This window comes from Corynebacterium axilliensis (genome assembly GCF_046097495.1).
Taxonomy (GTDB): domain Bacteria; phylum Actinomycetota; class Actinomycetes; order Mycobacteriales; family Mycobacteriaceae; genus Corynebacterium.
This window is the reverse complement of the sequence record NZ_CP175768.1, coordinates 1,592,425-1,619,240: the sequence shown is the minus strand read 5'-3', so window position 1 is coordinate 1,619,240 and position 26,816 is coordinate 1,592,425. Positions and strand designations below refer to the sequence as shown.

The following is a 26,816-nucleotide window of genomic DNA, read 5'->3' as shown; positions in this document are numbered from 1 at the left end:
TTCGCATGTACTGAGCAGTGGGAAGTCGGCAGCATGTGGGCGGAGAAGGCTTTATTAGGCCTGGCTTGGCTCCTTCTTCATGAAAATCTTCCAGAGGCCAAGCAGCGCAACCACGGCCCATACCGCCTCAACGATGAACAGTCCTGGGTTAAAGGGTGAAATTGCGGTGTAGACAAATCCTGTAGCGCCGAGGAAATTGAGGGATTGGTACAGCGGGGAATCGGCCGTCAGAACGCGGAAGTTGAGAAGGCCGTAGGCCACGACGAACAGGACGCCGGCGATGATGCCGATTTCGAAAGCGAAGCTCATGGGGGTATTTCTTTCTGTCAAAAGTGGAAGCAGGTCGGGCGGGTTCTAGCCTTGGGTGGCGGCTTTCTTGCGGTCTCGGTAGATGCGGATAATTCCATACAGGCCGAAGAGGGACCAGATGAGCTCAGTGAAGAACACACCGGCATTAAAGGGCGTGGCGGCCGAAGCGGCGAGGAAGCCGGCGCCAATAAAGTTGAGGATTTGGTACGGGTAGTCGTCAACCGTCCATTTCCCAAGGTTGAGCATTGCGAATGCGAAAAGCAGCGCTACAGAGGCGATGAGGCCGAAAATGACCATGGCAGACATTGAAAAACATGTCCTTTCAAGAATGGTATGGGTGGTACATCGATGCTTCTCCGGAGCGTGGCTGCCCCTGAAGCGCGTAGCGAATTGAGCGCGTGGATTGGGGGCAGAAATTGGCGTTGAGCTCGACATTGCCAAGTTAAGCACCGCCGCGTCGCGTGCGGTAAATGGGACAAACGGACGGTTTGTGAACACTTGTCTAAACTGCAGCTGGCGGGCTCGGGCGCTAGTTGAACGGCCGTCCATATTCGCTTGATGCTTGGGGTGGGGGTTTACTGAAGTTTAGGGAGCTGAGAAAAGCTCCAGCCTGCCTCCAGCGTTGCGAATCTCCGGTAGGGCAGGTGTTGCCAGCAGGTGACGGTAGCGAGTCACCTGGACACGAGTGCCCAGCGATGGTCACGGGCGAAGCACGCCTGCGGATCGCAGCTGGCGCGATAGGAGAAGTAGCTCATGTCCGCCTTACCAACATCGGTCGACCCAAACCTTCATGACATCTCTTTGCACGTCAAACCGGGCAAAGAGCGTGCACCTTTCTTTCGCTATTTTCGCTTCAATCTGCCAAAGCTAACCCGAGCCGTGATAGTGGCCATCATGACCCTTCAAGGGGGTCTTGCTTGGTACGTGGCGCGGACCGAATTCTTGATTTTCCCTGGGCAGGAAGTTGTCCTTTATCTCCTCGTCGTCTTGTGCGTCGTCGTCGCTGCCCTCGGCGCCGTGACGCCGTGGCGTGTGTGGGACTTCGGGCTCATCCCCGCGGTGGGATCGCTGCTTCTGTTTGTCGGTGGTCTTGCCGGCACACCGCCTTGGGGATGGAACGGAGCCGATGTATATCTGGCCGCCGCATGGAATACAACAGCCTTGTGTGGCCTCGCTTACCTCGCTCTGTACTGGGCGCTGGACTATGGCGTGCTCGTTGCCTACCCGGACGATCAAGGATTTGAGGACTAATCATGTTGACTGAATTTCCCGCATGGCTACGCATCGAACACTTTGTCAATATCCTCTTCGTTACGCTTTTCATCCGAAGCGGCATCGAAATCCTAGGAACGTTCCCCAAGCTGCACCGTTCGATCCACACGCCCCTAGGAAAACAGTGGGCCCAGTTTTCTGTTAAGCAGAAGCGCAAGCATAAGTACTTCCCGGTTTCCGGTGAGTATGAAAACTACAGCCCCATCGTCTCTCTTCCGGGCTATGGAGCCTTGGGACAAGGCCGCTACTGGCACTTCATCTCGGTGATGGGGTGGTTGCTCCTACTGGTTATCTACTGGGGGCTTTTACTAGCGACGGGACAGTGGCGTCGTTACTGGCCTGAAAACTGGGGCGTTTTTGCCCAAGCCTGGGATGATCTCGTCCACTACTTAGGCTTCCAAATCCCCAGCGCGATGGACGGTTACCCATTCAATGCCATCCAACAGCTGTCTTATGGCTTTGTCGTCCTCATCTTGCCTATGTGGATGATTCTCACCGGCATGTTCCAGTCGCCTGCCATCAATAACCACTTCCCTCGGATTTCCAAGGCAATGGGCGGCCGCCAGGTCATTCGCACCCTGCACTTTTGGGGGCTTGTTGCCTACCTGGTCTTCATTCTCATTCACGTGAGCATGGTGGTCATGCACGGCTACGGCCACGAGGTTTCCAAGATGGTCTTCGGACACGCTGATAAGCCAGTAGCTGGCGGCATCATTTTCACGATGGGACTTATGCTCATTGTCTTCGTCCACATCTGGGCCACGAAGACCTCCCTCAAACGCCCGATGACAGTCGCCGCGATACACAACGCTGTGGTGCGCCCCTTTACACGGTTTCTGCGTGCCAAGGCGCCATCGCGCCAACGCGGGGTGTATGCCGATTCAGAGGTCACCAAGGCGCCACATCATAGGGCCTCGGGCATGCCGCCGGGTTCCGAGGAATACATGGCGCTCCTGTGCAACGGATTTGAGAAGGACTACGTACTTGAAATTGGTGGGTTCGTCGAAAAGCCCATGCGTCTGACCTTGGAGGACTTGCGCCGATTTTCGGCCGGGCATTCCCAGAATACGGTGCACCATTGTGTCCAAGGATTTACTTCTGTGGGAAAGTGGGAAGGTGTTCCGTTGGCGCAGCTCTTGGATTTAGTCAAACCTCTGGACGGGGCCTCCGACGTCGTTGTACATAGCTTCCAGAACATGACCCGCGACGATGATAACTACAGCGGTTCGTACTACTACGAGTCCATGCCCATGGTGGAAGCGCGCCAACCGGAAACGCTCATCGCTATCGGCTATGACGGCGGCGAGATTCCGATCAAGAACGGTGCACCCATGCGCTTGCGACTGGAGACGTCGACTGGTTTCCGTTCTGCCAAGTGGCTCGACCGTATCGAAGTTGTCAACCGTTTCGACATAGTGGGCAACGGGCGCGGTGGCTTCTTCGAAGACACTGACAGCTACGACCGCCTGCAAATGCTTTAGGAGTACGCCATGTCACGAGCACTCTATGAAGACCTCTTCTTAAACCCTGAACAGATTGAGCGCGTGCGCAGCTACATTCGCCAGGTGGATTTTCACCTGCCGGGGGCTACCAGCGCAGACTTTGCCATCAATCAACACGCGCGCTACTTGGGGTACATGTTCCAACAAGAAGATTTGGAATCCTATGGCGTGGGGTTGGAATGCACCGCGCCGGGAATGGAGCACCAGCGCACGTTTATCAGGATGTCGCGCGGGCAGCTGCTAGGGCACGAGGACGCACCCATTCTGGCGGTCAACGATCCTGTTTTGGCAGCAGATGCCATGACGTTACATCGCTTTTACGACGAAGAGCGACGCCCGTTGCGTCATGGAGAGGAGACATATTCCTCCGATGCGGGCGCTCCCGGTGCCGATATGGACTTGTCCATGGTTGAACAACAACTTCGCGACATCGTAGCGTTCCACAACGGCGAACCAGTGCCAGGTAACCAGGAGATCCTGGACCTGCGTGTGTATTGGGGAACGCTCTTGGCGGGGCGCTATCCACGCCTGAAACACCTGGAGAAGTCCGGGCGGCTGTCGGCGCCGCAAGCTGACAGGTTGCGTGCGGTAGAGGCCGAGATCAATTCGGTCGAGGGGATTCTGCACTCCCTGGGGCTGGCTACCCTCGAGGACCTCACCAAGCCCAAGCGCGAGGACGGTTAGAAGCAGACCGGGGCGCGCTGGGCGCGGGCGGCGACGGCCTCCCAGTCCTCTACCTCTGCCGTCGGACGGCACAGGCCCTCCCACGTGGTGACGGCGACCCCGCGCGCCATGAGCTCCAGCAGCACCAGGTGGCGGTCGCCGGAGGCGGACAGCTGGTTGAGGTCCGTGTGGCTAATATCGGCGTCCGGGCCGTCGCCGACGCGCACATTGCCGATGAGCCTAAGGCGCGGCGTGGTGCCTTTGGGGCACGGCGCGGCCTCCGATTCGTCCTGGGCGCCGGCTAGCCCGGCGAAGCGGCGCAGCAAGCCGAAGGGCGCAGGGCACTCACAGTAGAGGTCCACACACAGGCCGGCTCCAACCAGCCGTTCGGCGGTGGAGAGCGCGGCCGGGCTGTCCCCGACAATGGCTACACGCTGCATGGCAACCCCTTCAGTTCGGACTTTCTAGACTATCTAGTCTGTAAATCTAGTCCGCTCGGTTCATATCGGCCAATTTTTATTCGCCCTAGCGGCCAAGCTCACAGCACGTGGAGCCTCCGCCCGGCTGCGCCGACCGCCTGAGGCACATAAGGTGAAGTGCCATGACCGAACCGATCAACCTGCTGGACCGCGGCGATTACCGCGACCCCAGCATCAGCCCCGAGGGCACGCGAGATACCGCTCCGCTCGACCCCGCCGTGGCCGCGCGCAATCAAGAACTCGTCGACGACTGGGCAGACAAGCTCTATAACGCCTCCGCCGAGACCATCACCGAGTGGGCCGCCGAGCACGCGCCGGGCCGCCTCGCGGTGACGATGTCCATGGAAAACACCGTCCTGGCAGAGCTCGCCCACCAGGCGAAGCTCGACGCCGACCTGCTCTTCATTGACACCGGCTGGCACTTTGAGGAGACGCTGGCGGTGGCGGGAGACGTCGAGAAGCGCTATGCGGACCTGCCCTTGGTCAGGGTCCTGCCGATTCTCAGCCCGGAAGAACAGGACAAGATTTACGGTCCGCGCCTCTACGCGCGCGATACCGCGGCGTATAACCGCATGCGCAAGGTGGAGCCGCTCAATATGGCGATGGACCCGTACGTCGGCTGGGTCACCGGCCTGCGCCGCGCCGATTCCGAGCACCGCGCCACTGCCCCGGCGCTGAGCCTGGACCGCACCGGCCGGCTGAAGATTTCCCCGATTATCACCTGGGACCTCGACGACACCGACGCCTACATCAAGGCACACGATTCTCATCATCCACCCGCTCACCCTCAAGGGCTACCGCTCGATCGGTTGCGCGCCCCTGACGTTCCCGGTGGGCGAGGGCGAGGACGCGCGCTCCGGCCGCGTGTTCGCCGACGGCAAGACAGAATGCGGGTTGCACGAATAATGACTCTTTCACCACACCTTCACGAGCTTGAGAATGAATCCCTCCACATCCTGCGCGAGGTGGCCGGGCAATTCGACAAAGTAGGCCTGCTGTTTTCCGGCGGCAAGGACTCCGTCGTGGTCTTCGAGCTGGCGCGCCGCGCGTTTGCCCCGGCGACCGTGCCGTTTGAGCTCATCCACGTCGACACCGGCCACAACTTCCCGGAAGTCATCCAGTTCCGCGACGAGCTGGTGGAAGAAACCGGCGCCCGCCTCCACGTGGCCCTGGTGCAGGACTGGATCGACCGCGGCGACCTGCAGGAGCGCCCCGACGGCACCCGCAACCCGCTGCAATCCGTACCGCTGGTGGAGACCATTGCGGAGCGCGGCTACGACGCCGTCCTGGGCGGCGCGCGCCGCGACGAGGAACGTGCCCGCGCCAAGGAGCGCATCTTCTCCATCCGTGATTCCTTCGGCGGCTGGGACCCGCGCCGCCAGCGCCCCGAGCTGTGGGACCTCTACAACGGCGGCAAGATGGCCGGCGAGAACGTGCGTGTCTTCCCCATCTCCAACTGGACCGAGGCAGATATTTGGGAGTACATCGGCGCCCGCGGCCTGAAGCTGCCGTCCATCTACTTCTCCCACCAGCGCGAGGTGTTCAAGCGCAACGGCATGTGGCTGACCCCCGGCGAGTGGGGCGGGCCGCGCGAGGACGAGCAGCTGGAGACCCGCACCGTGCGCTACCGCACCGTGGGTGACATGTCCTGCACCGGTGCCGTGGAGTCCACCGCTTCGACGACGGATGAAATCCTCGCCGAAATCTCCGTGTCGACCCTTTCCGAGCGCGGCGCCACCCGCGCCGACGACAAACTGTCCGAGTCCGCTATGGAGGACCGCAAGAAGGAAGGCTACTTCTGATGACGATTACCCCCGCACCGAATGTTGGCGCGCTTAAGCAGCGCGACACCCTGCGCCTGTGCACCGCCGGTTCCGTCGATGATGGCAAGTCCACCTTCGTCGGCCGCCTGCTCTATGACACCAAGTCCGTGCTCGCGGACCAGGTGGAGTCCATGGAGCGTTCCTCCGCCGACCGCGGCTTTGACGGCATGGACCTCTCGCTGCTGGTGGACGGCCTGCGCGCCGAGCGCGAGCAGGGCATTACCATCGACGTGGCCTATCGCTACTTCGCCACGGACAAGCGCACGTTCATCCTGGCCGATACGCCGGGCCACGTGCAGTACACGCGCAATACGGTCACCGGCATGTCCACCTCCCAGGTGGTGGTGCTGCTTATCGACGCCCGCCATGGCGTTGTCGAGCAAACCCGCCGCCACCTCAACGTCGCAGCGCTGCTGGGTGTGCGCCACGTGATTCTGGGCGTGAACAAGATCGACCTGGTGGACTACGACGAGGCGACGTTCCGCGCTATCGAGTCCGAGTTCAACGACATCGCCGCGCGTCTGGGCATTACGGATTCGGTGGCCATCCCGATTTCCGCGCTGAAGGGCGACAACGTGGTGGAGGGCTCTGAGAACATGTCCTGGTACGACGGGCCCACCGTGCTCGAGGTGCTGGAGACTGTCCCGGTGACGGGCGGCCGCGCGGAGGACCTGGACTTCCGTTTCCCCATTCAGTACGTCATCCGTGAGCACGCCTCCGATTACCGCGGCTACGCCGGCCGCGTGAAGGCGGGCTCCATTTCGGTGGGGGATACGGTGACCCTGCCCGGCGGGCGCACGTCCACGGTGACGGGCATTGATACCGCCGACGGCGCGCTGGCTGAGGGCCAGTCCGCCACGGCGGGGGATTCGGTGGTGCTGTTGCTTGCCGACGACATCGACCTCGCCCGCGGCGACCTCATCGCTGGCTCCGAGCGCCCAGAGGCCACCCGCGAGTTCGCCGCCACCGCGGTGGTGCTCACAGAAAAGGACCTCACGCCGGGTCAGATGCTCAAGCTGCGCTACGGAACCGCGCTGGTCAAGGCTCGTGTGGCGTCGGTAGACCGCGTCCTGGATTTGGACGGGGTGGCTGACCATGACTCGCCAGAGTCCGCCACGCTGAATGACATTGCCTACATCACCGTCCAGACTCAGGCGGAGCTGCCGGTGGAGGACTACGCCGCGCGTGGCGCGGTGGGCAACTTCTTGCTCATTGACCAGTCCACGGGCAACACGCTGGCGGCTGGGTTCGCCGGCCAGCGTCTGCGCTAAGCGCAGTCCGCGCCTGCTTTAGGCGTTGGGGGCCTTTTTGCGTCCGAGGGTCTTGCGCAGGGACCAGATGAACTCCGCGATCATGAGGTAGACCGGCGTGCCGCCGGCGACCATGAAGAAGAAGGCGATAGCGGAGCTGGCATCCTCCGCGTAGTCATCGGCGCCGAGAAGCAGCTCGGCGCCGCTGGCGCTGCCGACCTCCAAAAGCGCGCCCAGGCCGCGCAGGGTGGAGATGATCCAGAGGAAGGCCAAAAGGCCCCAGACGATGCACCACTGGACGGACTGGCAGCGCTGGCGGGAGGGCTCTACGGGGAAGGAAAAGGAGCTCAGGTCCACGTTGAACTGGTTGCCGCCAGTGGCGTTTGAGGACTGCGGCATGAGCTGCACGCCGGACGTGGAGTGGCCCGCTAGCCCCATGCTCTGCGGGCCCTGTACGCCGCGGTCCCCGGCGGGCAGGGCGGCGATCTGGCGGATGCGGGCGACGTCGACGTCCGCGCCGAAGGGGGCGGAAATCTCTTCGTCGTAGACCGCGCGGCGGGACGGGACGGAGAAGATCTCGCGGGCGGTGGCGAGCTCGTCGCGCTTCGCCGCGTCTCCGGGGCTCACCTCCGCCAGCTGGCGGTCGATATCGGCGGTCAGGGAAGCCGAATCGGCCTGGCGGTTAAGTCCGAGAGAAGAATAGAGGTTGTGGTGAGCCATTGCGTCCTTTCGCGTTAGCAGGGGTCGGTGAAGTCGGCATCGTTGTTGAGGGAGCGGGCGTTTCCGCCGCCATGCCGCGCCTTGAGTGTACAGACCTCATCGACGCTTTTGCCTGCTTCGTAGTAGACGGCGTAGACCTGTTTGCCGTCCACGACGTCCCGCAGCGAGCTGCAGGTAGAGCCCGGCATGACCTTGGCGCCGGAGTAGTAGGCCTGCACGCGGTCGATTTCCGACTGCGGCGATTGCCCCGGCGGGATGAGCAGCGAGTCCACGATGAGCACCCAGCGGCCGTCGCAGACGGGAGAATCTCCGGCTGGCTCATCGGTGGCGCACAGCGGGATGTCAGCGAGAATCTCCGCAGGCACGCCGTCTTTTTCCAGCGTGCCGCGGTCCCAGCAGCTGATGTGGGAGGGCTCAGCCCGCCCGTGCGGCGCGTAGGAGGTCCACTCGGTGCCTGACCACGAGTAGAGGTAGTAGGACGTGCTCCTGTCTTGGGCGAAGAAGAGCCAGTCGCCGTCGCAGATGATGCCTACAGGGTTGCTGACCTGGCGGAGGACAACGTCCGCCGCGGCGCCGCACTTATCCGGCTGTGCTGCAGCGGAGGTGGTGGCGGGCGCAGGAGTGTTGCTCGCGGCGGGCGAGGGTTCGGTGGTGGCAGTGCTTTCCAAGCTCTGCGCCGACGCCCCTGTCTTAATCTGCGTGAACGCCGCAGCGTCGTCCGGGGCTGCCTCCGGGTGGGAGGGGGCGGTGACCAGCCAGGTCACCGCGGCGGTGAGCGCGAGGAGCGCAATCACAGCGACGACAGCGAAGATCGTGCGCCCCGCGGCCGACGAGCCGGCCGCACCGGCGGGAGCAGCGGGTGCTGGATGCGAGTCAGGAACAGCTCTGTACTGAGTGGGCGCATCCGAAGGGAAGTTGTCAGTCATCCAGAGAGCTCCTTACATTGACAAAGAGGCGGGGAGAGAACACCAGAGAATGAGTGGCTTCCAAGGAAACCGTGTCACACTATAGCCTTGCGCCTGCCACTTTTGCCCATTAGTGACTCGATTTCGGGGTTGAATCCCCAGTTGGCGGCAACGGGCATGTCATTCCTGTGCCGTGCGGGTGACGGTCGGGGGAGGCGTCGCCAAGCGCAGGCGTCCCTTAACGTGTGAGGCGTAGTCCCAGGCGTGACCGTCCACAAACAGGGGGAAATTAGTGCGGAACGTCCCCGGTCATGATGCACTCCTGGAGGTCCTCGTCCCAATGGAATCCCGCCTGCGTGGTCCCGGATGCCTCCGCATTGCCCTCGCCTGCGCGCGGCCAGCGGTATGTCACGGCAATCTCGGAATCGTTCACCTGCTTAATCCGCGGGGCAAAGCCGTAGGCCTCGAAGGTGCCCGTGCCCAGGTACTCGCCGTTGTGGAAGAGGAGGATGTGGTACGGCGAGGACACCGTCGCGCCCTCGATGGTGACGGTCATCCAAGACAGCGCCGCGCAGGAGTCATAGCCGGAATCGGCGAGGCGCCAGGGCCGGTTGAAGCCGGGGAGCGGATCGAGCTTCGACATCGCCTCGGCGTAGGCTGCCTGCTGGTCGGGGCCGCAGCCATCAGACGCGGCCGCAGTGCTTTCCGACGTCGGCTCCTGCCGCACCGTCTGCGTCACCGTCGTGGTCTGGGGCGCCGTCGACTCCGAGCTGCGTTCCGGGCTGCTCTGCTCCGTGGTGCTGTGTTCCTTGACCGCGGAGAAGGCCGGCGCAGCGTCCGGCGCCGCGGTGCCCGCGGGCCGTTCTCCGCAGGCAGTCAGGGTGCAGCACGCAAGAAGGGCGGCCACAGTGGGCAGGGTGCGGCGGGCGGTAAACACGGTGGGAGCTGTCCTTTGAGAGAGGCTGTGCGCTGACACGCTCAATGGTAGGCGCGTAGCGGTTGCAGCGGGGGCTAGCAGGGGTCGGTGAAGTCAGCGTTGTTGTTGAGCGAGCGCGCGTTGCCGCCGTACTGGGCCTTGAGCTCGCAGACCTTGTCCACGCTGTGGCCGGCGTCGTAGTACACGGCGACGATCATGTTGTCGCCAGACCAAGCGCGCAGGGACGTACAGGCCCCGCCCTGGAGAATCTCGGAGCCCGGGTAGCGATGCTGGACGCGGTACGGCGCGGAGTAGGGTTCGGTGTTCGGCGGGATAAGGACGGATTCGACGATGAGGATGTACCTCCCATCGCACTTCTCGGACCAGCCGCCCGAGGACGACGTGGTCTCTGCGGTGGACGTGGCCGCGTCGCCGTCGCACAGCAGCAACTGGTCTAGCAGCTCCGCCGGCGCGCCCTGAGCCTCGAGCGTGCCGCGGTCATAGCAGGACAAGTTGGTCACCACAGTCTTGCCGTCAGTGTAGTATCGCTGCCAGCCACCGTCGGCCCACGTGTACAGTCTCACCAGGTCGGTCCTGTATTCGCCCGCGCGAAGCCACGAGCCGTCACAGTACATCACCACCGGGTTGCGAAACTGGCTGAGCTGGGCCTCGGCCATACTGGTGCACTTTTCTTCTTCGGACGGGCCGGCGGGTTGAGTGCTGTGCGGCGTGGTCGCGGAAGGCTGTTCTGCCGGCGGGACGGATTCGGCCACCTGCTCCGTCGTGGCTTCAAGGGCATGGAAGTTGGGCGCGGGCTTCTCGGCGTCGCTGGGCTCAGCGTTGCGCATGACTGCCCAGGCCCCACCACCGACGAGTCCGATGACGGCGAGGGCGGCGACGACTATCAGCGCGATGCGCGCGCCCGCGCCGGTGGAGTGCGCCGAGGGGTTGTTGTCGTTCACTAGTGGTGCTCCTTTGTGCGGTGTGGAAGAGAAGGTGCGAGAAGAATCAATTCGCGTCTCACTATAGGCACGCGGGGTACAGGTTCACTTCCGAATCGGCAGGTGACAGGGCTGGTGAACGCGGTCGTGAGAGAAATCGGTGTAGCACGTGGGGATTAGGGATGACACGCAGGTGGTAGGGTGGGCCGCGGCTACGCGGTGGACCATAAGCGTCTTACCTCGGCGTTCCGCCTCCCAAAGCAGGCGCCCGGCGCGCGTCGCTGCGTGTCGGGCGTGGTCTTAAGCTAGGCCAGAATTCACATCAAAAATGAGCGAGGAAGGTTCCCCATGGCACTCGAGCGCAACCTCAACGCGGCAGAATTACACGCCACGCGCAACCGGGTGAGCGTGTCACCCGACGTGCTCCGCAGGCTCGCGGGGGTCCTGGGCTACGCCGACATCGAGGCCTTTGGCTCTGATACGCAGACGGAGCTGAGCAAGGTCTTTGACGTGGGAGACATCATTGATTTGATGATGCTCAGCCAGCTGCCCGGCCTGGAGGTCGCGCCGGGCGTGGAACAGCAGGTGGAGGGCGAGGTGGCCGCGCAGCTGCTGCGCCGCATCGGCGCGGGCGATTACCTCACTCGTCAGCAGGCGCACGATAGGCTGCCGCGGGCCACGGTGATGCTCTACCGCATGGGGCACCCGCGCCTGTGGGCCTTCGCCACCCGCCAGCGCTTGCCCCGGGACGCGGAGAAAGTCATCCCGGAGTCCTTCCATCGTGACGTCACCGGGCCCTACACCACGCCGGAGGAGGCCTGGCTGGGCATGTATGTGGCCGACGCCACGCACCTAAGCGAGCTGGATACGCGGGTGGAGGGCGCAGGGCTTGACGACGACCGCCAGCAGCGTCTCCGCCTGGGCATGAGCCTGGCGGATACCTACCGCCAGGTGTGGAGCTCCGCCCGCGGGCATTGGCGGGTTAGCCCCAACACCACCTACATCGTGCCTTCCCGCCTGGGCTATTGCCCCTTCGTCTTCCGCGTGGCTGAGGGCGGGTGGCGCTGCGATTCTTTCGATGGCGGGCAGGACAGGTACATGGCCACCGAGGGCTATTGGATCGACGCCGAGCACGAGCGCCTCATTCACCTGGGCTCGCCGGATCCGGACGATTGTTGGCTGCCCACGGCGAGCGTTGCCGCGGAGCCACCCAGTGAGACGGACCTGCAGGTGGCCCGGGCGTTGTCGGGGAAGCTGATCGCCTTAGGGGCGGCGCAAAAGAACATCACGATCCGGCTGCGGCAGAAGAACCGGACGCTGAACTTTGACTAGCTAGTGCCGGGGGACGTCGCCCGTCATGACGACCTTGTTCTGCGCGTCGTCCCAGCGGAAGGTGGCCTCGGTGGTGCCGGTGGGGTTGGCGTTGGCCTCGCCCTCGCGCGGCCAACGATAGGTGACAGCGATTTCGGAACTGCTCTTTCGGGTTACCGAAGGATAGAAGCCCTGGGGCTCCTGGGTGGCGGTGCCAATGTAGTGGCCATAGTGGAAGAGCATGATGTGGTACGGCGAGGACGCTGTTCCGTCTTCGATGCCGAGGGTGAGCCAGGTCAGCTCGTCGCAGGGGCGGAAGTTCGAGAAGTCAGACAGGACCCAGTCGTGGCCGTGCCAGGCGGGGATGGTGTCGATGCCTGATTCGTAGGCTGCCTGCGCGCCCATGGTGTGGCAGTCCTGGGGAGCTGCGGTGTCTGTCGCGGTGTCTGTTGCGGTGTCTGTTGCGGCGGGTTGCTCCGGCTGCGGCTGGGTGGAGCCGGCAGGGGAGGACGTGGTGGTCTCGAGGGCCGGGGCGCTGGCCAGCGTGTCCGGCGTCATCGACTCGGCGGGCGATTCTGCCTGCTGGGCGGGCGTGCACGCGGCCAGGGGGATGGTCAGTAGGGCGACGGTGGTGATTCGGGTGAACATGATTCCTCCTTCTGTGGCCCCGACCCTATAAGTTCTTGGCGGCCTCGTGGCGAGTGTGGGGACTGTTCTTCACGGGTAGTGTCACAGGCATGGAGAATCTATCTGGTCGCACTTTGTTCGTTGCCGCGGTGGACGCGGAGGCTGCGCACGTCCCGGAGGGGGAGCCGCTGCTCATCACGGGGATTGGCACGGTTCCGGCGGCGATTGAGCTGACGAACGCGTTGGCGTCGGCAGAAGCGCTGCCGGAGCGCGTGATCAATATTGGTACCGCTGGGGCGCTGCGCGACGATTTCGCCGGCGTCTTCGAGGTCTCCCACGTGCGCAAGCACGACTTCCACCTCGACGTGCTCAGCGATATTTCCCGCTACCTGCTGCCGGAGGTCATCGAACTAGAGACCTCGGGCACGCTGCCGACGGCCACGCTGGCCACGGGGGATTCCTTCATCTCCGATACCGAGACCCGCACGCGTTTGGCTGCAGATTCGGAGCTGTGTGACATGGAGGGCTACGCCATCGCCGCGGTGTGCAGAAAGTTTGGGGTGCCGTGCACGCTGCTCAAGCAGGTCTCCGACACCGCGAATGAGGAGTCGTACGGCACCTGGGCTACGGTGCTCGACCGCGCGGCGGAGGAGCTGGCGGCGGCCACCAGCACAGTGACCCACAGTGACCGCTGACTAAGGCTCCCACAGCGCCCTTTGTGTGGGGCGGCTAGGCGGAGGCGTGGCGCGCGTGGCTGCCTTCCAGGTGCTCGTAGAGCTCCATGACGGTCTCGTGGCCCTCGGTAGTGGAGATCTTGATGTTCTCCGCGTCGAGCTCGCCGGCGCGCAGGCTGGCCATCTCCTGGTGGTAGCGGAAGACCACCGCGATGGTGGCGGCCACCGGCACGGCGAGGAAGGCGCCGATGATGCCGGCTAGCGCGGAACCCACGGTCACGGAGAGCAACACCATGGCCGCATGCAGGCCCATGGCCTTGGACTGCAGCATCGGCTGGAGCACGTTGCCCTCCACCTGTTGGACGATGATGATGAGGGCGAGGGCCAAGAGAGCCTTGGTGAGGCCATCGGAAACCAGTGCGATGATGACGGCCAAGGCGCCTGCGGTGACCGCACCGATGACCGGGATAAAGCTGGCGAAGAAGGTGACCACGCCAATAACCAGAGCAAGTGGGACTTGAAGGATCCAGAGGCCGATGCCGATGAGGATGCCGTCGACAGCCGCCACGGCCGCCTGGGCCTGGATGAAGCCAGAGAGCGTGTTCCACACGCGGGTGAGCAGCTCAGTGGCGTGCCAGCCCGCGGAGTATCCGGTGTAGGTGCGCAGCCACGGCAGGAACTTGTCGCCGTCCTTGAGGATGAAGAAGGCGACGAAGAGCATGATAGCTAGGGCCATGGCGATCGAACTAGCCATCGACACACCGGAAATCACCCCGGTGGCGATGTTGGAAGCTTGGCCCTTGATGAAGGTCATGGCGTCATCAAGTACTTCCTGCATCTTCTCCGCATCGATATCGAAGGGCAGGTCATTGGCCATTTCAACGAGCTTATTCAAGCCGTCCTCGGCCTGACTGACCAGCGCTGCGCCCTGGGAGGAGACCACCGGGGCCATCGCCGCGAAGACGCCGCCGATGATGGCCAAGAAACCCAGCAACGTGGTGATGGAGGCCAGCGCGCGGGGGAACTTATGCTCGCGCAACCAGTTGGTCACGGGGAAGAGCACCGTGCATACCAGGATGGCCAGGATGACCGGCAGCAGGCCTACCCAGATGAACTTCAGCAGGTAGCCAGCCAGGCCGACGCCTGCCACCACGATGATGAAGATCAAGCACACCTTGGCCAGGGAGATGGCGTCGCGCCCGAGGACACGGGACTTGTCGTCGGTCTCTGAGGGGTGGAGGACGGCTTCTTCGCTAATGGGCTCCGCCGTCGACGCTTCAGAGGCAGCAGCAGAATGCCCCGCGCCAGAAGCCGCGGCGGTGGAGGACTGGGGGTCGGTGCCCGAGCGGGCACCGTCGCCGTTGTTGTTACTCATGCGCTCTATCTTTACACATGAGAGCGCGATCTTACTTATGCGCGGATGCTGCTGACCTTCCGGATGATGCCGAAGCGGTGCATGGTCACCGAAACTGCCTGCTCCAGGAGGAAGGGCAGGAGCTCGCGACGGCCGTCGGCCAGCACCGGCTGGTCCAGCACCACGGAGTTGGACTGCACCGCTGCCTCGTACACGCCAGGCTCCACCGAACCCACCGTGCGCACGCGTGCGGACTCCAGCCCGGCGACCTCGCGGGCGAAGGCCTCGGCACTCAGAGCTTCCACATCGAAGCCCAGCCCGTGCAGTTCAGTGGCCTTGTCCGGGGTAGCACTGAGGCGTACTGGGGAGCCGGTGCGGGTGGCGGCGAGGGCGAGGCGGGCGACGTCGCGAAGCTGCGCGTCCTCAGCAACGCGGACCTGCAGCGGGGTGAGCACCGGGCGGTAGCGGAAGACGTTGGCCTCGCAGACCAAGCCGGCGCGGTCGTGGTTGCGGCCGAACTCCTGCTGCCAGGCCAGCTGGTCCAGCTCGGCGGCGCGCCACAGCCAGGCGGTGTCTTCGTCGGACAGCCCCAGGCGCTCAAAGCCTCGCAGCTGCGCGGCCACCGGCTGGGAGATGTCGGCGTCGAAGGGGCGCAGCGGACCATCGGCCCACGTGCCGAACTGCGCCACGTAGTTCGGGCCGCCCGCCTTCGCGCCCGGGCCCATGACGGACTGCTTCCAGCCGCCGAAGGACTGGCGCTGCACAATCGCGCCCGTAATACCGCGGTTGACGTAGGCGTTGCCCACCTCGACGCGCTCGAGCCAGTAGTCAATCTCGTCGTTGTCCAGCGTGTGAATGCCGCCGGTCAGCCCGTAGCCGGTGGAGTTCTGCCACTCGATAGCCTCATCGAGGGTCTCCGCATGCATAATGCCCAGCACCGGACCGAAGCACTCGTTGACGTGGAACCAGGAGCCCGGGCGCACGTTATCGCGGATGCCTGGGGACCACAGCGTGCCCTCCTCGTTGAGCTTCTGTGGCTTAATGAGCCACGTCTCGCCCGGCTCCAGCTGGGTAAGGCCGCGCAGAAGCTTCTCGCCCGGGGCCTCGGCCAGGCCGTTCATCGTGGTGGTGATGTCGTGGCCGGGGCCCGGGATGAGGGTGGAGACGGCGTCGATAAGCTGCGTGCGCAGGCGCTCGGACTCGCCCGCGGCGCCGACGAAGATGACCAGCGAGGACGCCGAGCACTTCTGGCCGGAGTGGCCGAAGGCGGACAGGTACAGGTCCTGGATGGCCAGGTCCGGGTCCGCGGACGGGGTAATAATGAGAGCGTTCTTGCCGGAGGTCTCCGCCATGATGTTCATCTGCGGGTCCCAGGAGCGGAAGAGCTGGCCAGTGGCGGAGGCACCGGTGAGGATGACGGCATCGACGTCCGCGTGGGAGATGAGCGCGCGGCCGGCGTCGGACTCGTCGGTGAAGACGAGCTGCACCAAGTCCGGGTCGAGGCCCTGGGACTCCAGCGCGGTGCGGAAGGCGTCCACGACGACCTTCGCGCAGTGCACAACCTGCGGCGCGGGCTTGATGATGACGGCAGAACCCGCGGCGAGTGCTGCGGCAATACCGCCGGTGGGGATGGCCACGGGGAAGTTCCACGGCGGGGTCACCACGGTCACGCGGTGCGGGGTGAATTCGGCGGCGTAGCTGTCCAGCAGGCGCGCGGACTGGGCGTAGTAGGTGCAGAAGTCGACGGCCTCAGAAATCTCGGGGTCGGTCTGCGTGACGGTCTTGTTGGCCTCGTAGGCGGCGACGGAGACGAACTCGCCGCGGCGGTTGGCAATCTCATCGGCCACGGCCTCGAGCGCGCGGGCGCGGTCCTCGGCGTCGCGCGCGCCCCACTCAGCCCCCAGCTCGGCGGCGCGGAGCACGTGCTTGTCGACGACTTCCGCATCCGTCACCTGCTCCACCCCGTGCGCGCCGGGGTCGGTGTTCAGCGCCTGGATGGCCCACTCGCGGTTGGACTCCAGGGCCGGGTCGGTATCCGGCTCGTTAGAAAAACGCCCGGTGCGCGCAGCCTGGCGGCCGGCGCGGTTCGCGGCCTCTTCCAGGCGGTTCTGGGTGCGGCGCGGGCCGGCGAAGGTATCCCAGCGCGTCTCCACGGCGCGGCGGAAGACGGCCTCCTGGTCCTGGAGCGCGGACTCCTCCGGGGCGAAGAGGGCGTAGAGGAAGTTCTGCGGGGCGGCGTTTTCCTCCAGGCGGCGCACGAGGTAGGAGACGGCGACATCGAAGTCCTCGCGGTGCACCACCGGGGTGTAGAGGATTCTGGCGGCCCTCGAAGGCCTTGCGCACCGCCGCCTGCTGGGCGGGCGACATGCCCTGGAGCATCTCGGAGTCCATCATGCGCAGCACGCCGCGCTCGGTGCCAAGCTTGTAGGCAAAGGCCGCGGTGTAGAGGTTGTGGGTGGCCACGCCGATGCGCACGGCGCCAACGAACTCGGGGCGCAGGATGTAATCCAGCAGGCGGTAGTAGTTGGCGTCCACCTCTTCCTTGGTGGTGTACGGCGCGGCGGGCCAGCCGTGGACCTCGGACTGGACGTGCTCCATGGAGAGGTTGGCGCCCTTGACGATGCGAATCTTGATGTGCGCGCCGCCGTCGGCCACGCGCTGCTTGGCAAACTCCGCCAGGTGAACCAGCGCGTCGAAGGTGTCCGGCAGGTAGGCCTGCAGCACGATGCCTGCCTCGAGGTTCATGAACTCCGGCTCGCGGAGGATCTCGGTGAACAGGCGCACCGTGAGGTGGAGGTCGTGGTACTCCTCCATATCCAGGTTGATGAAGACCTTATCGGCGCGCTTGGCGGCGGCCTCGTACAGCGGGCGCAGACGTTCCTTGAGGCGGACCAGCGAGCCCTCGATGTCCCAGGGGTTGAGCTGGGCCACCATGGAGGAAGCCTTGACGGACACGTAGGTCACGCGGGGGTTTTCGATGAGCTTGAGGGTGCGCTCGGCGCGGGAGCGCGCTTCGTCGTCGCCCAGCACTGCCTCACCGAGCAGGTTGAGGTTGAGCTGCTCGCCGGAGTCGGCGGCGGCATCGAGGGTCTTGTTGAGGGCCTCTCCCTCCGCGTCGAGGACCAGGTGGCCCACCATCTGGCGCATGCGCAGGCGTGCCAGCGGCATTACCAGGTTGGGAAGGATAGGGCCGAAGAAGCCGCCGAGTCCCACCAGGGAGCCGTTAATGAGGCCCAGGAAGGAAGCATCGTAGCTGGTGGTGACGGACTTCAGTGCCTGGGCGGCCACCTTGTCGTCCTCGGGGCGCATGACGCGGTCAACGAAGTCCATGGTGAAGGCCACGCCGTCGGGGTTGCGCAGCAAGTCGGCGAGCTGCTCGGTGGCGGGGTCCTGCTCGTCGGCGGTGGCGGCGAGCCAGGCGTGGGCCTGGGCCGCGGCGGCGTCGATCAGCGCGGCGTTGATATCAGCGGATTCGGGCACGGGGGTAGTGGCGTTCGTCATCGGTGTCCTTATATGTATGAGTAACTCTGCGGGTGGGCCTGGGGGGATTAGGCCTGGCGGACCGGCGGGCGGTCGCCGTCGCGGCGGGTTCTTGTCATCGGTGCGCCCCTTTGCTGCGGTACGTGGGGTGTTTGGCAAGCCACTTCATGGGAAGTGATGTGAGACATCACATGGAAACTTGGGACAGTATATGTTCCAGTGGTGCCGCTGACTAGACCGAGGCAAGGGTGTTTTATCTCACAAAGGCAGCGCTTATCGACGGCTTGAACTGCCCCTTTGTGGTCTGCGGAGAAAAAGTTGAGCGTATCGGGAACAACTTTGGTGCGGGTGCCGTTGTGTAGGTTGAGTGACCGGCGCTCAGGTTTGGATGACTTTGGGTGTTGCTTCTGTTAGTGTCTGACAGTGGACGCGGCAGAAGTTGAGTCGCGCACAATCAACTTAATGACAAACCCACATAGCAAGGAGAATTCATCATGGGACGCGCAGTAGGAATTGACCTCGGTACCACCAACTCGGTCGTATCCGTTCTGGAAGGTGGCGAGCCCACCGTTATCGCTAACTCGGAGGGTTCCCGCACCACCCCGTCCGTCGTGGCATTTGCCAAGAATGGCGAAATCCTCGTCGGCCAGTCCGCCAAGAACCAGGCGGTCACCAACGTTGACCGCACCATCCGCTCCGTCAAGCGCCACATCGGCACCGACTGGACCGTGGACATTGATGACAAGAAGTACACCCCGCAGGAGATTTCGGCCCGCACGCTCATGAAGCTGAAGCGCGACGCCGAGGCTTACCTGGGTGAGGACGTGACCGATGCCGTGATTACCGTCCCGGCATACTTCGAGGACTCCCAGCGCCAGGCCACCAAGGAGGCCGGCCAGATTGCAGGCCTCAACGTCCTGCGTATTGTCAACGAGCCGACTGCCGCCGCTCTGGCCTACGGCCTGGAGAAGGGCGAGCAGGAGCAGACCATCCTGGTCTTCGACCTCGGTGGCGGCACCTTCGACGTCTCCCTGCTGGAAATCGGTGACGGCGTGGTTGAGGTTATGGCAACCGCCGGTGACAACCAGCTCGGTGGCGATGACTGGGATCAGCGCATCGTTGACTGGCTGGTGGACAAGTTCAAGTCCGCTCACGGTATTGACCTGACCAAGGACAAGATGGCCCTGCAGCGTCTGCGTGAGGCCGCGGAGAAGGCCAAGATTGAGCTGTCCTCCTCCCAGTCCGCCAACATCAACCTGCCGTACATCACCGTTGACTCCGAGAAGAACCCGCTCTTCCTGGATGAGACCCTGTCCCGCACCGAGTTCCAGAAGATCACTCAGGACCTGCTGGACCGCACCAAGGCACCGTTCAACCAGGTCATCAAGGACGCTGGCCTGTCCCTGTCCAACGTTGACCACGTGGTCCTCGTTGGTGGTTCCACCCGTATGCCGGCCGTGTCCGAGCTGGTCAAGGAGCTCACCGGCAAGGAGCCGAACAAGGGCGTCAACCCGGACGAGGTCGTGGCAGTCGGCGCCGCCCTGCAGGCAGGTGTCCTGCGCGGTGAGGTCAAGGACGTGCTGCTGCTCGACGTCACCCCGCTGTCCCTCGGTATCGAGACCAAGGGTGGCGTGATGACCAAGCTCATCGAGCGCAACACCACCATCCCGACCAAGAAGTCCGAGACCTTCACCACGGCCGATGACAACCAGCCGTCCGTGCAGATTCAGGTCTTCCAGGGCGAGCGCGAGATGGCTTCCGCCAACAAGCTGCTCGGCTCCTTCGAGCTCGGCGGCATTGCCCCGGCACCGCGTGGTGTTCCGCAGATTGAGGTCACCTTCGACATCGACGCCAACGGCATCGTCCACGTCACCGCCAAGGACAAGGCCACCGGTAAGGAAAACACCATCAAGATTCAGGATGGTTCCGGTCTGTCCCAGGACGAGATCGACCGCATGGTCAAGGACGCCGAGGCACACGCCGAGGAGGACAAGAAGCGCCGCGAGGAGCAGGAGACCCGCAACCAGGCGGAGTCCACCTCCTACCAGACCCGCAAGTTCATGGAGGAGAACTCCGACAAGCTGCCGGAGGACCTGAAGACCCGCGTCACCGAGGCTGCCGACGCTGTCGATGAGGCCCTCAAGGGTGACGACATCGAGGCCATCAAGGCCGCCGTGGAGAAGCTGGGCACCGAGTCCCAGGAGCTGGGCAAGGTCCTCTACGAGGCACAGGCTGCTGAAGCAGGTGCCGAGGGCGCTGCTGCCGGCGACGCCGCTGGTGACCCGAACGTCGTCGACGCCGAGGTTGTCGACGAGGACGACGAGAACAAGGAGAAGTAAACCATGACCTCCCCTCAGGACCCGGGCAACCCGGCCAACACCGACCCTGAGGCAACCTCCGCCGACGCCGCGGAGGCTGCCGCCGCCGAGGCCGCTGCTGCCGACGGGGTCGCGGACGAGGCCGCTGACGCGCAGGCTGATGCCGCTGTCAACGCCGCTACCGCCGACACCGCTGAGGCAGAGGCCGCCGTGGATGACGCTGCGAGCGACATCGCCGAGGAGGCCGACGCCGACCCGGCTGCTGCCGCCGCGGACAACTCCCTGGAGGCACAGCTGGCGGAGCGCACCGAGGACTTGCAGCGCCTCAACGCGGAGTACACCAACTACCGCCGCCGCACCGAGCGCGACCGTCAGGCCGTGATTGAGACCGCCAAGGCCAAGGTTCTGGCAGACTTCCTGCCTATCCTTGATGACCTGGATCTCGCACGCCAGCACGGTGACCTCAACGAGGGCCCGCTCAAGGCCATCGCTGACAAGCTCCAGGGCGCGCTGAACAGCAACCAGCTCGCGCCGTTCGGCGCCGAGGGCGATCCCTTCGACCCGGAGGTGCACGAGGCCGTCCAGGACCTCTCCTCCGGTGGCGAGCAGGTCGTGGGCACCGTCGTCCGCCGTGGCTACAAGGTGGGCGAGCGCGTGGTGCGCACCGCCATGGTGATCATCGCCGACCCGGCTGACGCGGCCGGCTCGAACCACGCAGAGAGCTCCGGCAATTCTGCTAGTGCAGAAAGCACAGAAAGCGCGGAGTAATCGCTGATGGTGGCGCCAGGACGTTGCAGTCCTTGGCGCCACTGTTCTTTAGTTATTTAGTTATCAACAAAACTTACTTACCCCTGACGTCACAACGACGCTCCTGAAAGGAGGAGATGCCCAGTGAATGCTAAGCCAGAATGGGCAGACAAAGATTATTACGCGGATCTGGGGGTCTCCTCATCCGCCTCCGCCGACGAGATTAAGCACGCCTACCGCAAGCTCGCCCGCGAGAACCACCCGGATGCGAACCCGGACAACCCGGAGGCTGCGGAGAAATTCAAGCAGGTGGCTGAGGCGTACGACGTGCTGTCTGACGCCTCCGACCGCAAGGACTACGACCAGTTCAAGGCCATGATGCGTGGTGGCGGCTTTGGGCGGAGAGGAGGCGCCGGATTTCCCGGCGGGTTTCGATCCCCGAACATGGGTGGACCGGGCGCGCAAGAGTTCGACCTCTCGGACCTCTTCGGAGGATCCGCTGGAGGATCGGCTCAAGGCGGCGGTCTTGGGGATATCTTCGGTAGCGTTTTCAACCGCGGCGGTAGTGCTGGCCACGCAGCTCGGCCGTCGCGGGGGGCCGACGTCGAAACGCAAATAACGCTCGACTTCCGCGAGGCCGCCAAGGGCACCACCATCCCCCTACAGCTCAGCGGCGAGGCGCCCTGCACAACCTGCCATGGCTCCGGCTCCAAGTCCGGAAAGATGAAGAAGTGCTCGACCTGCGATGGTTCTGGGTTCACCTCGGAGCAGCGCGGCACCTTCGGGCTCTCGGCGCCGTGCCCGGACTGTGACGGCACCGGCACGCGTGTCGAGGATCCGTGCCCGGACTGCAATGGCAGCGGCACGGTGCACCGTACCCGCTCCATCACCGTCCGCATCCCGGCCGGTGTTATCGATGGACAGAAGGTACGCCTTGCCGGCCAGGGTGAAGCAGGACCCAACGGCACCCCGTCCGGTGACCTCTTCGTCGCCGTGACGGTAAAGCCGGACGAGGTCTTTACCCGCGAGGGCGACGACCTGCACGTGACCGTCCCGGTCTCCTTTGCGGAGCTGGCATTGGGGGACACCATTACGGTGCCCACCCTCGATTCGCCGGTGCGGGTGAAGGTCCCGGCCGGTACCCCGGATGGCCGCACGTTGCGCGTGCGCGGCCGCGGCGTGGCCAAGCGTGGCGGCAAGGCGGGCGACCTCATGGTGACCGTGCAGGTCACCGTCCCGACGAACCTGGATGCTGCGGCCTCTTCTGCGCTGCGCAGCTACGCGCAGGCGGAGAAGGATTCCGGCTTCGACCCGCGCCAGGGTTGGGCCGGGAATACGGTAGCGCGCTAGAAGGAGGTGTGTGATGAGCAAGGACAGGATCGATTCGGCGAAGCCGCAGGCGATGTACGTCATCTCCGTGGCCGCGGAGCTGTCCGGCATGCACGCCCAAACGCTGCGCACGTATGACCGGATGGGGCTGGTTTCTCCGGCGCGTACCTCCGGCGGTGGCCGCCGCTATTCCGAGAGTGATATTGAGCTACTGCGCAAGATTCAGACGTTGTCGCAGGATGACGGCGTGAATTTGGCGGGCATTAAATCCATCATCGAGCTCACAGCGGAGCGTGACCGCCTCGCCGCCGAGCGCGATGAACTACAGGCTGAGGTCGAGCGGCTGCGCAGCCAGGCTCGGCCCTCCCGCGGCGAGCTGGTGCACGTGCCGCGCTCGACCTCCGTGGTCATGTGGTCCCCACGCCGCAACCGCCGCCGCGACCGCTAGCACTGTTAGCACGGCTGGCAGGACTGGCAGGTTTAGCGCAGACTTTTAGTGCAGCCGCGCCACCTCCCCAAGACCCCGCAGAAATGCGGGGTCTTTCCAATAGGAACCGTGGTCACCAGGGCGTCCGCTAGCCCCCGGTAGGGACATCGCGCCGAACTCGGGGGCGGCCGGGTTGGGGCCGTGGATTCCGCCGAGGGGACCGGAAACAATGGCGATGGGGTCCTGGGCGTTGGTAGCACTCCATACCCGGCCGTGGAGCTCGTGGGCGTGCGCCGCGGAGGCGCCGGGGCTTCCTACAAGCACAACGTCCTCGCCCACCGGCGCCTCACGCGCGGCCTTGCCCACCACCACGGACCCGTAGGAATAGCCCACCACGATGCGCTGTGCCCGCGGAAAGCGCTGGCCCAGGGAGCGCTGAAAACGGGTGAGCTCCGCCGCCCCGCGGCGGGCCGGTTCCTCGTGTGCGGCGTACGGCAAGGAGGGCGGAGCGGAATATCCAATCCAGGCCACCGCCGGGCCGCCCGTTGCCTTAGCGAGGGATCGCGCACGCTCGATGGAGGACGGCCACGATGCTGGCTCGGAGGAACCCACACCGCCGACGAAGGTGGTCACCTGCGCCGCCTGGGTGCCGATGCCTTCAGGATCAACGAGAACAACCAACCTTCCGGGACTGGTCTCCAGGATGCTCATGTCAGGGTTCGCCGCGGCGAGCTCGCGCACGTTATCGCCGGCCATGGCGAGCTGCACCTGGTGCAGCTGTGGCAGCGGCAGGTCCGAAAAGTCTTCTAGGCGGCTCGGTACCTCAGCCAGTGCCGGGGTGCACAGGGCGGTGAGCTGGCGGGCGCAGGCCCAATCCAGGGCGTCAGCCAACGCGTCAAGTTGTGACAGCAGCCGGCTTGCTTGACGGCCCACGCTGGTGGCGTCGGCGCGGCCGGCCCAAGCGGTCAGATCGACGCGCAGGCGCTCGAGCTGCTCCTGCAGCGGAGCGTACAGTGCCAGAATTCCGGCAGCCGCGCGCATCTGCTGCGCCTGCGCGAGTAGGGAATCGGTGGTGCGGCGAAGGGAGGTGCGTGCGGCGTCTGCAGCCTGCCCCCACAGTGCTAGGGATACCCAATCATGGTGCGAGTCATCTATGAATCTATCCAGTTCAGCGGCAATAGAGTCCAATCTGTGCGACTCGGCGCGTAGGGAGGCGGCGGTGCTCATGCACCGGCCCCTAGCCGTGCGGCAAGGTCGGAATCACGACCATGGGTCTCATCCACGAATGTCTCGAGCTCCTCCAGCTGGGCCTGCCGGGCGGTCTCGCTCGCGCTGCGGGTTGCCTCCCACAGCTGGTGCAGGTGGGCTAGGGCCATGACGGTCCGGGGTGGGCTGGTGAGCGCGGGCACAGACCGCGGGGCGTGGTGGTGATACAGGGCGCGAAGCTGGTGGCGGATGGCGGGATCAATCTCTAAGTAGGTCATGGTCTTTAGCCTGCGGCAGGAGCAGGCCCGCGTAAAGGCCCGCGTGGTGCGCGCGGTGAAATCTGTGGATAACTAGCCCGGGCTCGTCTACCGTGGGCCGCATGAAGGTAGCAGCAGTACAGGTCATCAGCAGCGGCGACGTGGAGGCGAACCGGTCGCTCGTGTTGGAGAAGATCCGGGAGGCTGCCAGCAACGGCGCCCAGCTCATCGTATTCCCGGAGGCGATGTCCCAAAGCTTCGACTCTGGGCGCCTGGATACCCACGCAGAAGGCCTAGACGGGGATTTCGCCACCGCCGTGCACGGCCTGGCGGAAGAGCTCGGTGTCTTCGTTGTGGCCGGCATGTTCGCCCCCGCGGATAGCGTGCAGCGCGGCGAGAAGACCATCCACCGCGTGGCCAACACCGCGCTCATTGCCAGCCCCGGATACCTGGGCGGCTACGAGAAGGTGCACACCTACGACGCCTTTAACTACCGAGAGTCCGATACCGTGCGCGCCGGCGATTCCCTCGTGACCTTTGATGCCTACGGCGTCACGGTCGGGCTGGCTATCTGCTACGACATTCGCTTCCCCGAGCAGTTCAAGGAGCTGGCCCGCCGGGGCGCGCAGCTCATTGTGGTTCCCACGAGCTGGGCAGACGGCCCGGGAAAGCTGGAGCAGTGGCGTCTGTTGACCACCGCCCGCGCGCTGGACTCCACCAGCTACGTGCTGGCTGCGGGCCAAGCGCGTCCGGGCGGGGAGGAGATGGCAGGGCAGGATTCCGGGCCTACTGGCGTTGGTCATTCCGTGCTGGCGGCTCCCGACGGCACCCGCGTGGCCGAGGCCGGCTACGACGAGGAGATTCTCTACGGCGAGGTGGATGTGGACACGGTGGCTGCTACCCGCAAAGCCCTGCCGGTGCTCGATGCCTAAGCGCTCAGAGCGTTTAGGACCATTGGGATTTCTTCCACTCTGCCCAGGCTTCCCAGTCGGCGCCCCAGCCATCGAGCTCGGCTGCCGACGCCGCCCACTCGTGCCCGCGCTGCCAGCTGTGCGCGCTAATGGAGGTGGGGTCCACGCCCCCTGTGACCAGCGCGGCCTGTGCTAGCTCCACGCGGTCAGCCGGGCCGACAAGGACGAAGTTTCGGTCTGTGCCAGCCTCAAGGACCGGATCCATCGGCTCGGCGGAGACAATGGGGTCAAAGCCCGCGGCTGGAGGCTGCGCGCCGAGCAGCCACGGATCGTGCGCCTCGCGGACTATGTGCTGCAGGTGTAGCTGCGGCAGTAGTGCCTTGAGGTTTGCCTGGAACTCGGTGTCGTAGTGCTCGCCCGGGGAGGGGGCCACCGCGAAGACCTGGAGGTCGGGCGGGAGGGGGTCCGCCATAGCGTCGAGAAGCAGCGCGCGCACCCCTGCCCACCCGGTGCCGAAGCTGATGAGAGTAGTGGAGGGGCCGACGCGGGTGGGCTCGCCCGCGGGGTTGCCCAGCGTCCACCAGTCGCCAGGGCGGGCCATTGCCAACATGGAGGAGGCCTCACCCGCCAGCGCCACGTGGAAGAGCAATTGGCCGGAGTCTTCCGCCGGGGCGGCGGGCGTGAGAAGCCGCCACGTGCCCGGAGTGAGCTGCGAGGTAACCGGCACGTGCTGCCCCGCGCGGTAGTTCAGCGGCACGCCAGACTCGAGGCGGATCACCGCGGTGTGCCGATTCGGACGCTCCGCCGACACCACCTGGGCGCTGTGCGCGGGGGCAATACCGGAGACATCGGCGCGCTGTGCTGCCTCCTGCATGATGGTGCACACCTGCGAAATAGTCCGCGCGGCCACAGAATGCTGCCACTGCGTCAGGCCCAGTACGGACAGGCCATGCAGAAGTGAGTCCGCGAAGAGCGGGTAGACCTCCGGCGGGAACCCGTGGCGGCGGTGGTCGCGGCCCATCTGGGACAGGCGCTCTTTCACATCCCCCCGGATCTGGCCATCCTCCAGGTTTTCCAGTACCCACGCCAGTGCCGGGGCCATGGAGGGGTGGGTATCCGACATGGACAGCGCGAAGATCTGCCGGGATTGGGCCACGGTGGTGAAAAAGTGGCTGTGAACTGCGTCGCGGTACTCTTCGGCGTGGTTGCGCAGATGTTCACCCAGTTCCCTCATAACCGTTTATCCTAGCGCCCCGATAGCGACTTCGCGGGTAGCGTCCAATTACCCACGGGCTACGGAAAGGGGGTATGAGACAGACAACAAGCTGTAGTGTAATCTCTGGTTCATTTCCCTCCCGAGAGTGACTCTCGTCTCTACATGGCTTTGCCTGCTGT

At 64.7% G+C, this 26,816-nt stretch carries 24 protein-coding genes and 2 pseudogenes; 13 read left to right on the top strand and 13 right to left on the bottom strand.

Annotation, left to right across the window (positions count from 1 at the left end; translation table 11 throughout):
* Window positions 1-54: 54 nt before the first annotated feature.
* Entirely contained in the window at window positions 55-309 is a 255-nt protein-coding gene (locus ACKFR8_RS07825; RefSeq protein ID WP_306507347.1) for a CBU_0592 family membrane protein, read from the bottom strand.
* Window positions 310-354: 45 nt separating this feature from the next.
* The gene (locus tag ACKFR8_RS07820; RefSeq protein ID WP_306507346.1) at window positions 355-615 is read right to left on the bottom strand and encodes a CBU_0592 family membrane protein; all 261 of its coding nucleotides are present in this window, start codon (window positions 613-615) and stop codon (window positions 355-357) included.
* 447 nt (window positions 616-1,062) lie between these two features.
* Between ACKFR8_RS07820 and ACKFR8_RS07815 the strand changes: the two genes are divergently transcribed.
* Genes ACKFR8_RS07815 through ACKFR8_RS07805 form a run of 3 tightly spaced genes read left to right on the top strand, consistent with a single transcriptional unit; the run spans window position 1,063 to window position 3,767 of the window.
* On the top strand, window positions 1,063-1,560 hold the full coding sequence (locus tag ACKFR8_RS07815) for a hypothetical protein (RefSeq protein ID WP_408929681.1): 498 nt from the start codon (window positions 1,063-1,065) through the stop codon (window positions 1,558-1,560).
* 2 nt (window positions 1,561-1,562) lie between these two features.
* A complete protein-coding gene (locus ACKFR8_RS07810) occupies window positions 1,563-3,062 on the top strand; it encodes a molybdopterin-dependent oxidoreductase (RefSeq protein ID WP_408929680.1) in 1,500 nt (499 codons plus the stop codon).
* A 9-nt stretch (window positions 3,063-3,071) separates the two neighbouring features.
* Window positions 3,072-3,767 (top strand): hypothetical protein, encoded by a 696-nt coding sequence (locus ACKFR8_RS07805; protein ID WP_306507343.1) that lies wholly within the window; start codon window positions 3,072-3,074, stop codon window positions 3,765-3,767.
* Here ACKFR8_RS07805 and ACKFR8_RS07800 read toward each other — a convergent pair.
* The gene (locus ACKFR8_RS07800) at window positions 3,764-4,186 is read right to left on the bottom strand and encodes a methylenetetrahydrofolate--tRNA-(uracil-5-)-methyltransferase (RefSeq protein WP_306507342.1); all 423 of its coding nucleotides are present in this window, start codon (window positions 4,184-4,186) and stop codon (window positions 3,764-3,766) included. The genes ACKFR8_RS07805 and ACKFR8_RS07800 overlap by 4 nt on opposite strands.
* A gap of 161 nt (window positions 4,187-4,347) precedes the next feature.
* Here ACKFR8_RS07800 and ACKFR8_RS07795 point away from each other — a divergent pair.
* The 3 genes and pseudogenes from ACKFR8_RS07795 (at window position 4,348) to ACKFR8_RS07785 (ending at window position 7,319) form a co-directional block, all read left to right on the top strand.
* A pseudogene (locus tag ACKFR8_RS07795) lies at window positions 4,348-5,131 on the top strand (phosphoadenylyl-sulfate reductase).
* Window positions 5,131-6,027 carry a sulfate adenylyltransferase subunit CysD gene (gene cysD / locus ACKFR8_RS07790; protein WP_408929679.1) on the top strand — a complete coding sequence of 299 codons (897 nt, stop codon included), beginning with the start codon at window positions 5,131-5,133 and terminating at the stop codon, window positions 6,025-6,027. Before ACKFR8_RS07795 ends, cysD begins: the two are co-directional and overlap by 1 nt.
* A complete protein-coding gene (locus tag ACKFR8_RS07785) occupies window positions 6,027-7,319 on the top strand; it encodes a sulfate adenylyltransferase subunit 1 (RefSeq protein WP_408929678.1) in 1,293 nt (430 codons plus the stop codon). Before cysD ends, ACKFR8_RS07785 begins: the two co-directional genes overlap by 1 nt.
* 18 nt (window positions 7,320-7,337) lie before the next feature.
* On the opposite strand, the gene ACKFR8_RS07780 is transcribed toward ACKFR8_RS07785, so the two are convergent.
* The 4 genes from ACKFR8_RS07780 to ACKFR8_RS07765 all read right to left on the bottom strand — a co-directional run bounded on the left by ACKFR8_RS07780 (window position 7,338) and on the right by ACKFR8_RS07765 (window position 10,801).
* The gene (locus ACKFR8_RS07780; RefSeq protein WP_408929677.1) at window positions 7,338-8,018 is read right to left on the bottom strand and encodes a hypothetical protein; all 681 of its coding nucleotides are present in this window, start codon (window positions 8,016-8,018) and stop codon (window positions 7,338-7,340) included.
* A 14-nt stretch (window positions 8,019-8,032) separates the two neighbouring features.
* Entirely contained in the window at window positions 8,033-8,944 is a 912-nt protein-coding gene (locus ACKFR8_RS07775; RefSeq protein WP_408929676.1) for a hypothetical protein, read from the bottom strand.
* Between the two features lie 268 nt (window positions 8,945-9,212).
* The gene (locus ACKFR8_RS07770; protein WP_408929675.1) at window positions 9,213-9,860 is read right to left on the bottom strand and encodes an LppP/LprE family lipoprotein; all 648 of its coding nucleotides are present in this window, start codon (window positions 9,858-9,860) and stop codon (window positions 9,213-9,215) included.
* Window positions 9,861-9,934: 74 nt separating this feature from the next.
* Window positions 9,935-10,801, bottom strand: a complete 867-nt coding sequence (locus ACKFR8_RS07765; protein ID WP_408929674.1) for a hypothetical protein — start codon at window positions 10,799-10,801, stop codon at window positions 9,935-9,937.
* Window positions 10,802-11,128: 327 nt separating this feature from the next.
* Between ACKFR8_RS07765 and ACKFR8_RS07760 the strand changes: the two genes are divergently transcribed.
* Entirely contained in the window at window positions 11,129-12,112 is a 984-nt protein-coding gene (locus tag ACKFR8_RS07760) for a hypothetical protein (RefSeq protein ID WP_408929673.1), read from the top strand.
* Here ACKFR8_RS07760 and ACKFR8_RS07755 read toward each other — a convergent pair whose 3' ends face one another.
* On the bottom strand, window positions 12,113-12,739 hold the full coding sequence (locus tag ACKFR8_RS07755; protein ID WP_296132976.1) for an LppP/LprE family lipoprotein: 627 nt from the start codon (window positions 12,737-12,739) through the stop codon (window positions 12,113-12,115). It lies immediately after the preceding gene.
* 89 nt (window positions 12,740-12,828) lie between these two features.
* On the opposite strand from ACKFR8_RS07755, the gene ACKFR8_RS07750 reads away from it, so the two are divergent.
* Complete coding sequence (locus tag ACKFR8_RS07750; protein WP_296132975.1) at window positions 12,829-13,413, top strand: nucleosidase; 585 nt, start codon at window positions 12,829-12,831, stop codon at window positions 13,411-13,413.
* Between the two features lie 34 nt (window positions 13,414-13,447).
* Here ACKFR8_RS07750 and ACKFR8_RS07745 read toward each other — a convergent pair whose 3' ends face one another.
* On the bottom strand, window positions 13,448-14,767 hold the full coding sequence (locus ACKFR8_RS07745; protein WP_408929672.1) for an AI-2E family transporter: 1,320 nt from the start codon (window positions 14,765-14,767) through the stop codon (window positions 13,448-13,450).
* A gap of 35 nt (window positions 14,768-14,802) precedes the next feature.
* Window positions 14,803-18,247, bottom strand: a pseudogene (locus ACKFR8_RS07740) (bifunctional proline dehydrogenase/L-glutamate gamma-semialdehyde dehydrogenase).
* 473 nt (window positions 18,248-18,720) lie between these two features.
* Between ACKFR8_RS07740 and dnaK the strand changes: the two are divergent.
* The 4 genes from dnaK (at window position 18,721) to ACKFR8_RS07720 (ending at window position 23,068) form a co-directional block, all read left to right on the top strand.
* Window positions 18,721-20,565 (top strand): molecular chaperone DnaK, encoded by a 1,845-nt coding sequence (dnaK, locus tag ACKFR8_RS07735; RefSeq protein WP_408929671.1) that lies wholly within the window; start codon window positions 18,721-18,723, stop codon window positions 20,563-20,565.
* Between the two features lie 3 nt (window positions 20,566-20,568).
* Entirely contained in the window at window positions 20,569-21,312 is a 744-nt protein-coding gene (gene grpE / locus ACKFR8_RS07730) for a nucleotide exchange factor GrpE (RefSeq protein ID WP_408929670.1), read from the top strand.
* 123 nt (window positions 21,313-21,435) lie between these two features.
* Window positions 21,436-22,641: a molecular chaperone DnaJ gene (gene dnaJ / locus ACKFR8_RS07725; RefSeq protein ID WP_306507329.1), complete on the top strand. Its 1,206-nt coding sequence runs from the start codon at window positions 21,436-21,438 to the stop codon at window positions 22,639-22,641.
* A 13-nt stretch (window positions 22,642-22,654) separates the two neighbouring features.
* Window positions 22,655-23,068, top strand: a complete 414-nt coding sequence (locus tag ACKFR8_RS07720; RefSeq protein ID WP_306507328.1) for a heat shock protein transcriptional repressor HspR — start codon at window positions 22,655-22,657, stop codon at window positions 23,066-23,068.
* Between the two features lie 45 nt (window positions 23,069-23,113).
* Here ACKFR8_RS07720 and ACKFR8_RS07715 read toward each other — a convergent pair whose 3' ends face one another.
* Both ACKFR8_RS07715 and ACKFR8_RS07710 read right to left on the bottom strand, forming a co-directional pair.
* On the bottom strand, window positions 23,114-24,274 hold the full coding sequence (locus tag ACKFR8_RS07715; protein WP_408929669.1) for an alpha/beta hydrolase: 1,161 nt from the start codon (window positions 24,272-24,274) through the stop codon (window positions 23,114-23,116).
* Window positions 24,271-24,531: a hypothetical protein gene (locus ACKFR8_RS07710; protein ID WP_408929668.1), complete on the bottom strand. Its 261-nt coding sequence runs from the start codon at window positions 24,529-24,531 to the stop codon at window positions 24,271-24,273. Before ACKFR8_RS07710 ends, ACKFR8_RS07715 begins: the two co-directional genes overlap by 4 nt.
* 101 nt (window positions 24,532-24,632) lie before the next feature.
* On the opposite strand from ACKFR8_RS07710, the gene ACKFR8_RS07705 reads away from it, so the two are divergent.
* Complete coding sequence (locus ACKFR8_RS07705) at window positions 24,633-25,442, top strand: carbon-nitrogen hydrolase family protein (protein ID WP_408929667.1); 810 nt, start codon at window positions 24,633-24,635, stop codon at window positions 25,440-25,442.
* 13 nt (window positions 25,443-25,455) lie between these two features.
* Here the strand turns inward: ACKFR8_RS07705 and ACKFR8_RS07700 are convergent, their stop codons facing one another.
* Window positions 25,456-26,655, bottom strand: coding sequence for an FAD-binding oxidoreductase (locus ACKFR8_RS07700; RefSeq protein WP_408929666.1), 1,200 nt, complete (start codon window positions 26,653-26,655; stop codon window positions 25,456-25,458).
* Window positions 26,656-26,816 lie beyond the last annotated feature (161 nt).